This window comes from Rhodococcus sp. IEGM 1409, assembly GCF_030056735.1.
GTDB lineage: Bacteria > Actinomycetota > Actinomycetes > Mycobacteriales > Mycobacteriaceae > Rhodococcus_F.
Window position 1 is genome coordinate 645,531 of the sequence record NZ_JASHKN010000002.1, and the last position, 13,820, is coordinate 659,350.

Consider the following 13,820-nt stretch of genomic DNA (forward strand, 5'->3'; position numbering starts at 1 on the left):
CGATGCCCAAGGGTGTTCCCGAGACAGTTCCCGACGACGGTCTGACCACGCGTCAGCGTCGAAACGCACCGGTGCTCGCCGTGCACACCGGCCCTGGAAAGGGTAAGTCCACTGCTGCTTTCGGCATGGCGCTGCGCGCCTGGAACCAGGGCTTCGACATCGGCGTCTTCCAGTTCGTGAAGAGTGCCAAGTGGAAGGTCGGTGAGGAAGCCGCATTCCGCGCCCTCGGAAACTTGCACGACGAAACCGGCGTCGGTGGGCCGGTGCAGTGGCACAAGATGGGCGAAGGCTGGTCGTGGGCACGCAAGGCCGGTAGCGAAGAAGACCATGCCGCCGCCGCCGCTGAGGGTTGGCAGGAGATCGCGAGAAGGCTTGCGGGCGAGGAACATCGATTCTACGTCCTCGACGAGTTCACCTATCCGCTCAAGTGGGGCTGGGTCGACGTCGACGAGGTCGTGCAGACACTGCGTGATCGTCCGGGTAACCAGCACGTTGTCATCACGGGACGCGACGCCCCGCAGGGGTTGATCGACGCAGCCGACCTCGTGACCGAGATGACCAAGATCAAGCACCCCATGGATGCCGGCCGAAAGGGCCAACGGGGCATCGAATGGTGAGTGTTTCCACACCGGCCGTGGTGATTGCCGCACCTGCCTCGGGTAGCGGAAAGACCACGGTGGCAACAGGATTGATCGGTGCGCTTCGGCGGTCCGGCAGCAGCGTCGCCCCTTTCAAAGTGGGACCGGACTACATCGATCCCGGTTATCACGGGCTCGCCGCGGGACGACCCGGACGCAACCTCGACACTGTTCTGGTGGGCCCCGATCGCATCGGCCCGCTCTACCGGCACGGAACAGGCGGTTGCGACATCGCGGTAGTCGAAGGCGTCATGGGCCTGTTCGACGGCAAGATCGACGAGGCCAACTCGCAACCGTCGGCCGAAGGATCAACGGCGCAGGTAGCGTCGATCCTCGGTTCGCCGGTGGTTCTCGTGATCGACGCCCGTGGACACAGTCAGAGTCTGGCCGCCGTACTGCACGGCTTCGCGACGTACGACGCGGGTGTGCGGATCGGCGGCGTCATCCTCAATCGTGTCGGCAGTGCTCGCCACGAACAGGTGTTGCGGCACGCGTGCGACAAGGTCGGCGTCGCGGTGCTCGGAGTTGTGCCGCGGTTGACGGAACTCGAAGTTCCCTCCCGTCATCTCGGGTTGATCCCGGCTGCCGAACACGGCGCCGCCGCCGTGGCCGCAGTAGACGCGATGTCCGATCTGATTGCCTCACACGTCGATCTCGGTGCTGTTCGCGCGCTGGCCGCATCGAACGTGAGTTCAGCTGCGTGGGATCCGGTTGCCGAAGTCGGCGAGCACTGCGACTCTCGGCCTGTGGTCGCCATGGCTGGTGGACCTGCCTTCACCTTCGGCTACGCCGAGCACCGAGAACTGCTGACCGCTGCCGGCGCCGACGTCCAGGTATTCGATCCGTTGCACGAAGAGCTTCCCGCAGGAACTGCCGCTCTGGTCCTTCCCGGCGGTTTCCCGGAAGAGCACGCGGTCGATCTTGCGGCCAATACCGTTCTGCTGCAGCAGGTTCGTGACCTCGCGGACGGCGGTGCACCGATCCATGCGGAGTGTGCCGGTCTGCTCTACCTTGCTCGCAGCCTGGACGGTCACAGCATGGCCGGTGTTGTCGGGGTGGATGCGACGTTCGGAAAACGCCTGACCCTCGGGTACCGGGAAGCGGTCGCGATCAGCGAATCGAGTCTCTTCGACCCCGGCGTCCGCGTTACCGGCCACGAGTTTCACCGGACCTCGCTCGTCTCGGCCGACGCCGACGGGTGTGGAAGTGCGTGGGGTTGGCGGCCGTGGGACGGCGGAAGTGTCCGAGAGGGTTTTGTTCGCGGCGGCGTTCACGCGTCGTATCTGCATACTCATCCGGTGGGGCAGCCCGAATCGATCGCGAAGTTCGTCGATGCCGCCCGAGGATGACCTCTCTGTTGGCGTTGGATTCACGACGATTGCCACCGCGAAGGACATCGTCGCTGCGGTGAACGCCGTGCTGCGAGGGCGAGGGAAGATCGTGGTACTCGCCACTGCGACGGCAAAAGCTGAGTCCCCGGCTCTGCTGGCAGCGGCCGACGAACTGAACGTCCCGGTTGTGAGTTTCGCGCCGGACGTGCTTGCGCGAGTTCAGGTTCCGTCGCCGTCATCTCGCGTCGAGAACGCGATCGGGGCGCCAAGCGTCGCGGAAGCCGCCGCGATCCTCGCGTCCGGAGGCGGCCGGCTCGTGCTGGCCAAGACTGCCAGGGATGGAGTGACCGTAGCCGCGGCCCGTAAAGTTCCCGCCAGCTTGAACAATTCTGACGACGAAACGGAGTGCGAGTGAGCGAGTCCACCGCAGACGAGACCAACTACCTGGTCGGCCTCAACCTGACCGATCGACGCGTGGTCGTGTTCGGCGGTGGCACGGTGGCTCAGCGCCGTCTCGGGCTGCTTGTCGCATCCGGTGCCCGTGTGCACGTCATCAGCCGCGCGTTCACTCCAGCCGTCGAAGGCATGGCCACGGCCGGGCAGATCACGGTCGAAGAGCGTCCGTACGCCGATGGTGACCTCGAAGGTGCGTGGTACGCCATCGCATCGACAGACGAACCGGAAACCAATGCGGCGATCGTCGCCGAAGCGGAGCGTCGCCACATCTTCTGCGTGCGCGCCGACAACGCGAAGCACGGCACCGCGGTAACTCCTGCCAGCGCCGAGTACGACGGCATGAGTATCGGAATTCTGGCCGGCGGCGATCACCGTCGTTCGGCAGCGGTCCGCACCGCCGTCGTCGAAGGTCTGCAGTCAGGCGTTCTCGCTGATACGGCCGAGCCGGCCGCTGCGGGCGTAGCCCTCGTCGGTGGGGGCCCCGGTGACCCCGATCTGATCACCGTGCGCGGACGCCGGTTGCTCGCACGCGCTGACGTCGTCGTCGCCGACCGGTTGGCTCCGCCCGAGTTGCTCGCCGAACTGGGTCCAGACGTCGAGGTCATCGACGCAGCGAAGATTCCGTACGGCCGCGCCATGGCGCAGGAGGCCATCAACGCCGCGCTGATCGACAACGCGAAGGCCGGGAAGTTCGTGGTTCGCCTCAAGGGTGGTGACCCGTACGTCTTCGGGCGGGGATACGAGGAACTCGAAGCGTGCGCCGCTGCCGGCGTTCCGGTGACCGTAGTGCCCGGAATCACGAGCGCGATCTCGGTCCCGTCGGCCGCAGGCATCCCGGTCACACACCGCGGCGTCACTCACGAGTTCGTCGTCGTGAGTGGGCACGTGGCTCCGGATCATCCGGATTCGCTGGTCGACTGGTCGGCGCTGGCCAAGCTGCGCGGCACGATCGTGCTGCTCATGGCGGTCGAGCGCATCGATCAGTTCGCCAAGGCGCTCGTCGACGGTGGACGCCCGGCAACTACTCCGGTCATCGTCATCCAGGAGGGCACACTTCGCACTCAGCGTGAGGTGCGTGCCGATCTCGCGACCGTTGCTCAGCGCGTCAAGGACGAGGAGATCAAGCCTCCGGCGATCATCGTGATCGGGCCGGTCGCGGGCTTTTCTGTCGACGCTGGGTAACGTGAAGTCTTGTGTCTGATTCCCTGAGATCCGAAAACGCTGCTGGGTCCGAAAACACCATGACGAAGTACCCCGTGGCGACACGGGCATTCGGACTGGCGATCATCGTCTTGAGCGGTATGCAGTTGATGATGGTGCTCGACGGCACGGTGGCGTCGTTGGCCTTGGCCCGGATCCAGGAGGATCTCGATCTCAGCGACTCCGGTCGGAACTGGGTCATCACTTCGTACGCTCTGACCTTCGGCGGACTGATGCTGTTGGGTGGCCGGCTGGGTGACACCTTCGGGCGCAAGAAGGTGTTCCTCAGCGGAGTCATCTTGTTCACGCTCGCTTCGCTGGCATGTGGTTTGGCTACCAACGAAGCGATGTTGGTGGCGGCCAGATCCGTCCAGGGCGTCGGCGCAGCGATCGCCTCACCCACTGCGTTGGCTCTCGTGGCGACAACGTTTGCACCCGGTCCCGTAAGGAATCAGGCCATCGCGATCTTTGCTGCCATGACCGGAATCGGTTCGGTGACCGGGTTGATCATCGGCGGTGCACTCACCGAGGTTTCATGGCGGTGGATCTTCCTGATCAACGTCCCCATCGGACTGATGATCATCGGGTTTGCATTCAAGGCCTTGGTCGAGACCGGAGCCGAGCGACTCAAGCTGGATGTGCCAGGGGCAATTCTTGCAACTGTGGGCTGTACCGGAATCGTTTTCGGGTTCACCGAAGGCCCCGAGATGGGTTGGACCAGTCCTGCGGTTTTGGGTGCTCTCATCGGGGGAGTTGCACTGTTTGTCGTGTTCCTGCAGGTCGAACGACGCGCCGAGAACCCACTGTTGCCGTTCAGCCTCTTCAAGAACAAGAACCGCGTCTTCACGTTCATTTCACTCGCGTTGATCGGTGCTGTCATGTTTTCGCTGGCGCCGTTCGTGGCGCTCTTCGTCCAGGACATCCTCGGGTACAGCCCGTTGCACGCGGGTCTGGCTTTTGTGCCTTTCGCGTTCGGACTGGGTGCGGCGGCATTCGTCGCGTCCAAACTCGCCGTTCGCGTACAGGCACGATGGCTGATCGTGACGGGTTCTCTGCTGACGTTCGTGGGACTTCTGTACGGGTCGACGTTGGACGAGACGACCACATACATGGGCAATCTGTTTGTTCTCGTCGTGGGGATCGGCTTCGGTGTGGGTTTGGCCGTCGTTCCCCTGCCGCTGTGCGCTATCGCGGGTGTTGGCCCACAGGACATCGGTCCGTTGACCGCAATCGCGCAGGTTGCGCAGGTTCTGTTCGGTCCCGTCGGACTTGCGATCGTGGGTGCGATGGCGACGTCTCGAACCCTCTCGCTCGGAGGTGTGAGCGGAGTCGCTGCAGATATGACTCCCACACAATTGTCGGCGCTGAGCGAAGGTTATGTCTTCGCCCTCTTCGGTTGCGCGATCTTCGCAGCCCTGGCGGCGATCTCCGCACTGTTCATCAAGTTCACTCCCGCTCAGGTCGCCCAGGCGCAGGCGGCGGAGAAGGCAGCTCAGGGAATCGACTGATCAGTCCTGTTTATCCGCTTCGCTAGCCGATACGATCGTTGCAGGACGTGCCGAGAGTCTCGACGAATCGGGGTGCCGTGATGCGGATCGCGGAAATATTGCGAAACAAGGGCAACAGCATCGTCACCATTGACGCCCACACGACGGTCAACGGGTTGCTGTGCGATCTCGCCCGTCACAACATCGGCGCCATGGTGGTGATCGACGATGGCGCGGTCGTAGGCATCATTTCCGAACGAGACGTCGTTCGACGCCTGCACGAGCGCGGACCTGATCTTCTCGACACACCGGTCTCCGAGGTCATGACTGCCCTGATGTACACGTGCGTTCCGGCAGACGCCGTGGACAGCATTGCCGCGATCATGACCGAGCGTCGAATCCGCCACCTGCCGGTTATCGAGGACGGCGGCCTGCTCGGCATCGTGAGTATCGGGGACGTGGTGAAGAGTCGCATCGACGAGCTCAAGAGTGAACGCGATCAACTGGAGTCGTACATCGATCAGGGCTGATCGATAGGTCGTCTCACGGTGACTACTCTCGTGTGATGGCTGCAATCGAGGAATCCACAGCAGAGACGGCCACCATCGTGGCCGGCCTGGAGAGCACCTTCGCTGACGAACTGGGCGCTCTGACCGTTCCGTGGCATGGTGCTGCCGCACCTGATCCGCAATTGCTCGTGGTGAACGAGCGGCTGGCTGCATCGTTGAGATTGGACGTGACAGCGCTGCGAAGTGTGGACGGGGTTGGCGTCCTGTCCGGGTCGACGGTGCCGGTCGGGGCCACACCGGTGGCGATGGCGTATGCGGGTCATCAGTTCGGTGGATACGCACCAATTCTCGGGGACGGTCGGGCGTTGTTACTCGGTGAACTCGTCAGCAGTGACAGTCAGCGAGTGGACCTGCATCTGAAGGGCTCCGGGCGCACGCCGTTCTCTCGGGGCGGCGACGGGTATGCGGTCGTCGGGCCGATGCTGCGCGAATATCTGGTCAGTGAGGCGATGTATGCCCTCGGTATCCCCACTACGCGCGCGCTGTCGGTGGTGGCGACGGGTCGGCACGTTCGCCGCAGCGGCGCCGAACCCGGTGCTGTGCTTGCACGGATTGCGTCGAGCCATCTTCGAGTGGGGACCTTCGAGTTCGCGGCCCGGCAGGGCGAGGTCTTGCAGCCACTCGCCGACTACGCGATCGCCCGCCACTACCCAGAGCTGACCGAACTGCCGGCAACGGGTGCACACAATCGCTACCTGAGGTTCTTCGAGGACGTGGTCGAGGCGCAGGCGTCACTGGTGGCGAGGTGGATGCTCGTCGGTTTCGTACACGGGGTCATGAACACGGACAACACGACAATTTCGGGGGAGACCATCGATTACGGTCCGTGCGCCTTCCTCGACGCATTCGATCCGGCGGCAGTGTTCAGCTCGATCGACCGCGGCGGCCGCTATGCATTCGGCAATCAGCCCGCTGTACTGAAGTGGAATCTGGCGCGCTTCGCGGAAACCTTGTTGACGCTGATCGACTCGACACCGGACGAAGCGATTTCCGCGGTGTCAGCAGTTCTCGAGACCTTCGACGAGCGTTACGAGGACCACTACGCGGCCGGTATGGCGTCAAAGCTCGGTTTGGCCCTGCCGATTGTCGATCGGACGCTTGTCGACGATTTGCTGACATTGTTGGCGGAACACGGTGCTGATTGGACGGGTAGTTTCCGCGCTCTCGCGGACGAATTGCGCGGAAATTCGGCGCCCCTCGCCGATCTCGTGCCACGGGAGCACATCGCGTCCTGGTTGCAGCGGTGGCGCGGCGCCCTGGCGGAACAGGGAAACGGGGCTGTGGAGACCGCTGGCGTGATGGATCGCGTCAACCCGCTGTACATTCCGCGCAATCATCAGCTCGATGCTGCCTTGCGCGCCGCGACCGACGGCGACCTCGTTCCGTTCGAGACGCTGCTGGAGGTGGTAACGCACCCGTTCGACCGGCGCGACGAGTGGGCTGACTACACCGAGGCGGCCCCGCAGTCTTTCAGTGAGACGTTCCAAACCTTTTGCGGCACTTGATTGATGATTGGTGCGTGCTTGTTCGGCTCCGTCGTCAATCCGTCAGGATGATCAATTCACGCTCAGACGCGATTTCCACCCGCAGTCCCGCTTTCGACGCCACCCGCGCAACACCCTTGATGTCCGTGGGTTCGGCACGCGAGACCACCAGTGCACGGGCGAGCAGACCCTTGTGGTGCTTGTTGAAATGACTGACCACAGTGCGTGTGCCGTCCGGCTTTTCGGTGAGCACGGTCGCGATCAGCGCGTCCGGAACGGGGCCGAGGTCTTGGTAGGTACCCGATCGCAGATCGATGACAAGGCCGTCGGCTTCGGCGGCCAACGCCTTCGGCAGTTCCGGCTTCCACAGTGAGCGGAGGGTGCCCATCCCGGGCAGTTTGGACCCGCCGGAAAGGCGGTAGGCGGGGATCAGATCACCGGCGCGGACCGCGCCGAACAGGGCGGAACCGATAGCGATCCGATCGAGAGCCTTGGCCTTCTGGGCGCGGGTGAACGACTTGGCGTCGAGTGCGTCGAAGAGCACCCCGGTGTAGCGCTGCAGCGCGGGCCGCGTCGCGGACACCCACAGCTTGGCGTTGCGCTCCACTTCGTCCGCTTGCGTCGGACCGAGCCCGAGCGCTTCGCACGACGCTTCGACGTCGGCGGCCAGATCGACCAGCGTCTGAACCAGCAATTCGCGCGTTTCGGTCAACTGGGGCATTGACAGTTCGGCCAGATCGAGGGGCGCATCCTTGCCGCCGTCGGACTTGGTTTCTGAGGGAGGCAGCAGTACAAGCACGCTGTAACCGTACCGAGGCCCGCTCGGCCGACTGCGGCGACTATCCTTACACCTCGTGATTACCCGTCTGTCCCACCTGTTCCTGCGTACCCTGCGTGACGATCCCTCGGACGCCGAAGTTGCCAGCCACAAACTGCTGGTTCGTGCCGGCTACGTGCGTCGTATCGCTCCAGGCGTCTACTCGTGGTTGCCACTGGGATTGCGGGTGCTGCGCGAGGTGGAGCGTGTCGTTCGTGAAGAAATGAATGCCATTGGCGGACAGGAAATCTTGCTGCCTGCTCTGCTCCCGCGCGATCCCTACGAAGCGTCGAACCGCTGGACCGAGTACGGCCCCAACCTGTTCCGCCTCAAGGATCGCAAGGGCAACGACTACATGCTCGGCCCGACCCACGAGGAGCTCTTTGCTCTGACGGTCAAGGGTGAGTACAACTCCTACAAGGACTTCCCGGTCACCCTGTACCAGGTGCAGACCAAGTACCGCGACGAAGAGCGTCCGCGTGCCGGCATTCTGCGCGGTCGCGAGTTCCTCATGAAGGATTCCTACTCCTTCGACCTCACCGACGAAGGCCTGACGGAGTCGTACCAGGCGCACCGCGGCGCCTACGAGAAGATCTTCACGCGTCTGGGCGTCAAGTACGTCATCGTCTCGGCTACCTCCGGTGCGATGGGCGGCAGCGCGTCCGAGGAGTTCCTCGCCGAGAGCGAGATCGGCGAGGATACCTACGTGCGCTGCCTCGAATCCGGCTACGCCGCCAACGTCGAGGCCGTCAAGACGGTTGTTCCCGACGCGATTCCGTTCGACGGACTGCCCGAGGCGAAGGTGTACGACACCGCGAACACGCCCACCATCGACACCTTGGTGGACTGGGCGAACGGCGCTGACCTCGGCCGTACGGTAACCGCGGCCGACACTCTCAAGAACATCATGGTCAAGACCCGCCTGCCCGGCGGCGAATGGGAACTCCTCGGTATCGGCATCCCCGGCGACCGTGAGGTCGACGAAAAGCGACTGGAGGCTTCGCTGGAGCCGGCCGAGTTCGTGATGATCACGGAGACCGACTTCAAGAACAACCCCTTCCTGGCCAAGGGCTACATCGGCCCGAAGGCGCTGCAGGCCAACGGTGTTCGCTACCTCGTCGATCCGCGCGTCGTCGACGGCACCAGCTGGATCACCGGCGCCGACGAAGACGGCAAGCACGTGGTCGGCCTCGTCGCCGGTCGTGACTTCACGCCGGACGGAACGATCGAAGCTGCCGAGGTTCGTGATGGCGACGCCTCGCCCGACGGAGCCGGCGCGCTGGTCTCTGCCCGCGGAATCGAGATCGGGCACGTCTTCCAGCTCGGCCGCAAGTACACCGACGTGTTCACCGTCGACGTCCTCGCCGAGAACGGCAAGCCCGTCCGCCCGACCATGGGTTCGTACGGCGTCGGCGTCTCGCGCCTGGTTGCCGTCATTGCCGAGCAGCACCATGACGAGAAGGGCCTGCGCTGGCCGGCCGAGGTCTCACCGGCTGACGTCTACCTCGTTATCGCGAACAAGGACGAGACCGCTCGGGAAGGTGCCGAAGGCCTCGCTGCGCAGCTCGACCGCGCCGGACTCGAAGTGATCCTCGACGACCGCAAGGCATCGCCGGGCGTGAAGTTCAAGGACTCCGAGCTGATCGGTGTTCCGCTGATCGTTGTCGTCGGTCGTGGTTGGGCAGACGGCAAGGTCGAAATTCGCGACCGCTTCACTGGTGAGAGCCGTGAGATCGACGCCGACTCGGCGATCGAGGAGGTCATCAGCGCAGTTCGCGGCTGATTCGAATACCTGTCAGGGCCGCCGCAGCCACCTTCCGAGGTGTCTGCGGCGGCCCTTCTTTTCTGCCACAATCGACCTTATGGAACGCGAACCGGATTGGGCAGAAGTCGACGGCTACCTCGTTTCCACATTGGTAGGTGAAGATCCGGTTCTCGACGCGGCACTCGTCGCCAATTCCGAGGCCGGTCTTCCGCCCATCGACGTGGCACCGAACCAGGGCAAGCTCCTCAATTTGTTGGCGCGAATGTGCTTGGCGCGCAATGTCCTCGAGATCGGAACACTCGGCGGGTATAGCACAATCTGGCTCGCTCGCGCGGTCGGCCCCTCGGGCCGGGTCATCACGTTGGAATTCGATCCCACCCACGCAGACGTCGCGCGGTCCAACCTCGAGCGGGCCGGCTTGGCGGACCGTGTCGACATCCGCGTCGGCGCGGCGCTCGACAGTCTTCCGTCGATCGCGAAGGAGGAGTTGGGACCTTTCGACTTGGTCTTCATCGACGCCGACAAGGAGAACAACACCGAGTACGTGCGGTGGGCTTTGGCCCTCTCGCATCCCGGAACCGTCATCATCGTGGACAACGTGGTGCGTGGCGGACATGTGTCCAACCCGGATATCGACGACGAGCGCGTCAAAGCGAGTCGAGCAGTGTTGGAGATGATCGCGGCCGAACCGAAACTCGACGGCACTGCCATCCAAACTGTGGGTTCGAAGGGGTGGGACGGGTTTGCCGTTGCAGTAGTGAACGAGTGAGCGCAGACTCGAAGCGGTGAGGATGCTGGGGGCAGCAAAGGCGGCATGGCGATGGGTGCGCAGTGCTCCCGGTACCTATGTCTGGTTGCTTGCCCTGCTGTTCACCACGCTGTTCCTGCGGCATCTGCCTGACAATGTCGAGGAGCGTTTTCTCGGCAAGCGCTCGACCAATCTGCATCACCTGGCCGAAGACCCGCTACGAGTCCTGTTCTCGAGTGCCTTCTGGCTCGAAGGTGGCGGTTGGTTGGGATACCTGGTTCTCTTCACCATCTTTCATGCAACGGCTGAGCGTTGGCTCGGGACGTGGCGGTGGCTGTGTGTTGTCGTCATCGCCCACGTCGGAGCCACGTACATCAGCGAAGGTGTTCTGTACGAAGGTATTCGGCACGGATACGTGGCGGAGTCGGCGGTCAACACTCTCGACGTGGGAGTGAGCTACGGTCTGGCCGGCATCATGGGGATTCTGGTGTACCGCATCGTCGATCCGTGGCGATACATCTATCTCGCGGGGCTGTTGCTCTTCTACGGTGTACCTCTGATTTTTGCCACCAATTTCACCGCCATCGGCCACATGTCTGCGTTGTTGCTGGGATTGGCGTGCTATCCGATCACGCGTGCTCGGTCCGGCACGTGGAATCCGATGGACCTGTGGCATTCGCGAAGAATCGCAGGTCTTCCATGAATCGCACCGCGGAAAGTTACCCGCTGGTAGTTTAGCGTCATCGACGAAAGGTAATGACGTGTCTGGCACCGATGGATTGCTCTTCAACCCCCATACTTACGACCCCGCTCAGTTCGATCCGGAGACCCGCCGTTTGCTGCGAGCCACCATCGAATGGTTCGAGAGCCGCGGCAAGAAGCAACTGCTTCAGGACGACCTCGACGCCGTGTGGGTCTCCGACTTTCTCGAGTTCGTCGGCAAGGAGAAGTTGTTCGCGACGTTCCAGACTCCGGCGGCATTCGCCGACGGTGACGAGAACCGTCGTTGGGACGGTGCCCGCAACGCGGCCTTGAGTGAGATCTTCGGTTTTTACGGGCTGGCGTACTGGTACGCCTGGCAGGTCACGATCCTCGGACTCGGACCGATCTGGATGAGTGACAACGACGCAGCGAAGAAGCGTGCAGCGCAGGAACTCGTCGACGGTGGTGTCATGGCGTTCGGCCTGTCCGAGCGTGATCACGGCGCCGACGTGTACTCCACCGACATGCTTCTCACTCCCACCGACGGCGACGTCGCCTTCCGCGCGAGCGGCGAGAAGTACTACATCGGAAACGGCAACGTAGCCGGAATGGTGTCTGTGTTCGGGCGTCGTACCGACGTCGAGGGTCCCGAAGGCTACGTGTTCTTCGTCGCCGACAGTGCACATCCGAACTATCAGCTTGTGGACAATGTCCTGCGCGGGCAAATGTACGTCAGCAATTTCCGCCTCGACGACTACCCGGTGCGCGAGGAAGACATTCTGCACACCGGCGTCGCCGCATTCGAGGCCGCGCTCAACACGGTCAACGTCGGAAAGTTCAACCTGTGCACCGGCTCCATCGGGATCACCGAACATGCGTTCTTCGAAGCAATCACTCACGCGCAGAATCGAATTCTCTACGGTAATCCGGTCACGGACTTCGCCCATGTACGCGCCGCCTTCGTCGACGCGTACTCACGTCTGATCGCGATGAAACAGTTCAGCGCGCGGGCGGTCGACTACTTCCGCAGCGCCAGCCTCGAAGACCGTCGCTACCTGCTGTTCAATCCCATGACCAAGGCCAAGGTCACCTCGGAAGGTGAAAAGGTCGTCGGGTTGCTGCACGACGTGATCGCGGCAAAGGGGTACGAGAAGTCCACGTACTTCCGTGAAGCAGCGCAGATGATCGGCACGCTGCCCAAGCTCGAGGGCACCGTCCACGTCAACGTCGGCCTGATCCTTAAGTTCTTGCCGAACTACCTGTTCAACCCCGCGGAGTTCCCGGAGATCGTCACGCGCGACGACGCAGCCGACGACGAGTTCTTCTGGAATCAGGGACCGACCCGCGGCGCTGCGAAGATCCAGTTCCACGAGTGGAAGCCCGTCTACGAGAAGCACTCTTCGATTCCGAACGTCGCTCGTTTCTACGAGCAGGCGATCGCGCTCACCGAATTGCTCACTGCCGCAGCGCCGGACGCGCAGCAGCAGAAGGATCTCGATTTCATGCTCAACGTCGGGCACCTGTTTTCCCTCGTCGTCTACGGTCATCTGATTCTGGAGCAGGCCGAGATCACCGGACTCGACGCCGACGTTGTCGATCAAATCTTCGACTTCCAGATCCGCGACTTCTCGGGATACGCGATCGCACTGCACGGAAAGCCGTCGTCGACGCCGGAGCAGCAGAAATGGGCACTGGCCGCGGTGCGTAAGCCCGTGGTCGACAGCGAACGCTTCGACCGGGTGTGGCAGCAGGTCAAGGCGTACGACGGTGCATACGAGATGCGCGCATGACCGCCCCGGTGACGCGCGAGCAGTTGACGACCGTCGTGGAGGGATCTCCGAAAGCCGTCGGCGCGCATGACCGCTCGACGTGGGTTGCCTTGTTTGCCGGCGACGGGCAGATCAACGACCCGGTTGGTTCGCGTCCGCACAACGGTCAGGCAGCGATCGAGAGCTTCTACGACACGTTCATCGCCCCCAATTCGATCACTTTCCATGTCGAGCGCGACATCGTGTGCGGCCGGACGGTGTGGCGCGATCTGAGCCTCGCTACCGAGATGTCGACCGGAGTCGTTCTCGACGTTCCGATGCACTTGCGTTACGACTTGGTGGGGGAGCCCGAATCCTTGCGGATCGGAACCCTTTATGCGCATTGGGAATTGGCGACGATGTTGAGTCAGCTCGCTACTGCGGGTGCCGCGGGGGTGAAGGCGGCCGCGAAGTTGACCCCTCAGTTGCTCTCGAACCAGGGGATCGGCGGAGCACTCGGGTTCTCACGCGGCATCTTCGGGGTCGGAGACAAAGGCAAGAAGGCAGCGTCGCGGTTCCTCGATGCAGCCGCAGTCGGCCGGACGCCGCCGGTACCCGTCGAACTTCCGGCGGGCACACAGTTGTCCAACGCTGATGTCAATGCTCTGTTGACCGGCGTGACGAAGAGCAAGATGTTGGTTGCCGGTCGTACTGTGACGGCGAGCGTCATCGTGTGCGGGGAACCGGCCATCGCACTGTTCGGCTTCGAGGCGAGCGGTCATCGCCTCAACCGGGTGCGTTTCTTCACCGAGAGCTGATATCGAGAGCCCTCCACATGCAGGTCAGGCTCGGCGCGCCATTCCGGCGCGCCGAGC

13 protein-coding genes are annotated in these 13,820 nt (G+C 63.2%); 12 read left to right on the forward strand and 1 reads right to left on the reverse strand.

Annotated features, from left to right (window positions below; all coding sequences use genetic code 11):
- Positions 1 to 2 precede the first annotated feature (2 nt).
- The 7 genes from cobO to QM716_RS09055 all read left to right on the forward strand — a co-directional run bounded on the left by cobO (position 3) and on the right by QM716_RS09055 (position 7,186).
- Entirely contained in the window at positions 3 to 617 is a 615-nt protein-coding gene (gene cobO / locus QM716_RS09025; protein WP_283303815.1) for a cob(I)yrinic acid a,c-diamide adenosyltransferase, read from the forward strand.
- Positions 611 to 1,987: a cobyrinic acid a,c-diamide synthase CobB gene (locus QM716_RS09030; protein WP_283303816.1), complete on the forward strand. Its 1,377-nt coding sequence runs from the start codon at positions 611 to 613 to the stop codon at positions 1,985 to 1,987. The genes cobO and QM716_RS09030 overlap by 7 nt, the downstream gene beginning before the upstream one ends.
- Complete coding sequence (locus QM716_RS09035; RefSeq protein WP_283303817.1) at positions 1,971 to 2,384, forward strand: cobalamin biosynthesis protein; 414 nt, start codon at positions 1,971 to 1,973, stop codon at positions 2,382 to 2,384. Before QM716_RS09030 ends, QM716_RS09035 begins: the two co-directional genes overlap by 17 nt.
- Positions 2,381 to 3,607, forward strand: a complete 1,227-nt coding sequence (gene cobA / locus QM716_RS09040) for a uroporphyrinogen-III C-methyltransferase (RefSeq protein WP_283303818.1) — start codon at positions 2,381 to 2,383, stop codon at positions 3,605 to 3,607. The genes QM716_RS09035 and cobA overlap by 4 nt, the downstream gene beginning before the upstream one ends.
- Positions 3,608 to 3,666: 59 nt before the next feature.
- A complete protein-coding gene (locus tag QM716_RS09045) occupies positions 3,667 to 5,133 on the forward strand; it encodes an MFS transporter (RefSeq protein ID WP_283303819.1) in 1,467 nt (488 codons plus the stop codon).
- Between the two features lie 80 nt (positions 5,134 to 5,213).
- On the forward strand, positions 5,214 to 5,642 hold the full coding sequence (locus QM716_RS09050) for a CBS domain-containing protein (RefSeq protein WP_283303820.1): 429 nt from the start codon (positions 5,214 to 5,216) through the stop codon (positions 5,640 to 5,642).
- 35 nt (positions 5,643 to 5,677) lie between these two features.
- Entirely contained in the window at positions 5,678 to 7,186 is a 1,509-nt protein-coding gene (locus tag QM716_RS09055; protein WP_283303821.1) for a protein adenylyltransferase SelO, read from the forward strand.
- A gap of 34 nt (positions 7,187 to 7,220) precedes the next feature.
- Here QM716_RS09055 and yaaA read toward each other — a convergent pair whose 3' ends face one another.
- On the reverse strand, positions 7,221 to 7,964 hold the full coding sequence (gene yaaA / locus QM716_RS09060) for a peroxide stress protein YaaA (RefSeq protein ID WP_007735009.1): 744 nt from the start codon (positions 7,962 to 7,964) through the stop codon (positions 7,221 to 7,223).
- Positions 7,965 to 8,019: 55 nt separating this feature from the next.
- Between yaaA and QM716_RS09065 the strand changes: the two genes are divergently transcribed.
- The 5 genes from QM716_RS09065 to QM716_RS09085 all read left to right on the forward strand — a co-directional run bounded on the left by QM716_RS09065 (position 8,020) and on the right by QM716_RS09085 (position 13,763).
- Positions 8,020 to 9,765 carry a proline--tRNA ligase gene (locus QM716_RS09065; protein WP_283303822.1) on the forward strand — a complete coding sequence of 582 codons (1,746 nt, stop codon included), beginning with the start codon at positions 8,020 to 8,022 and terminating at the stop codon, positions 9,763 to 9,765.
- Positions 9,766 to 9,844: 79 nt separating this feature from the next.
- Positions 9,845 to 10,516: an O-methyltransferase gene (locus QM716_RS09070; protein ID WP_283303823.1), complete on the forward strand. Its 672-nt coding sequence runs from the start codon at positions 9,845 to 9,847 to the stop codon at positions 10,514 to 10,516.
- 22 nt (positions 10,517 to 10,538) lie between these two features.
- The gene (locus QM716_RS09075) at positions 10,539 to 11,198 is read left to right on the forward strand and encodes a rhomboid-like protein (RefSeq protein ID WP_208690654.1); all 660 of its coding nucleotides are present in this window, start codon (positions 10,539 to 10,541) and stop codon (positions 11,196 to 11,198) included.
- 58 nt (positions 11,199 to 11,256) lie between these two features.
- A complete protein-coding gene (locus QM716_RS09080; RefSeq protein ID WP_283303824.1) occupies positions 11,257 to 12,987 on the forward strand; it encodes an acyl-CoA dehydrogenase family protein in 1,731 nt (576 codons plus the stop codon).
- Positions 12,984 to 13,763, forward strand: coding sequence for a nuclear transport factor 2 family protein (locus QM716_RS09085; protein ID WP_283303825.1), 780 nt, complete (start codon positions 12,984 to 12,986; stop codon positions 13,761 to 13,763). Before QM716_RS09080 ends, QM716_RS09085 begins: the two co-directional genes overlap by 4 nt.
- Positions 13,764 to 13,820: the final 57 nt, after the last annotated feature.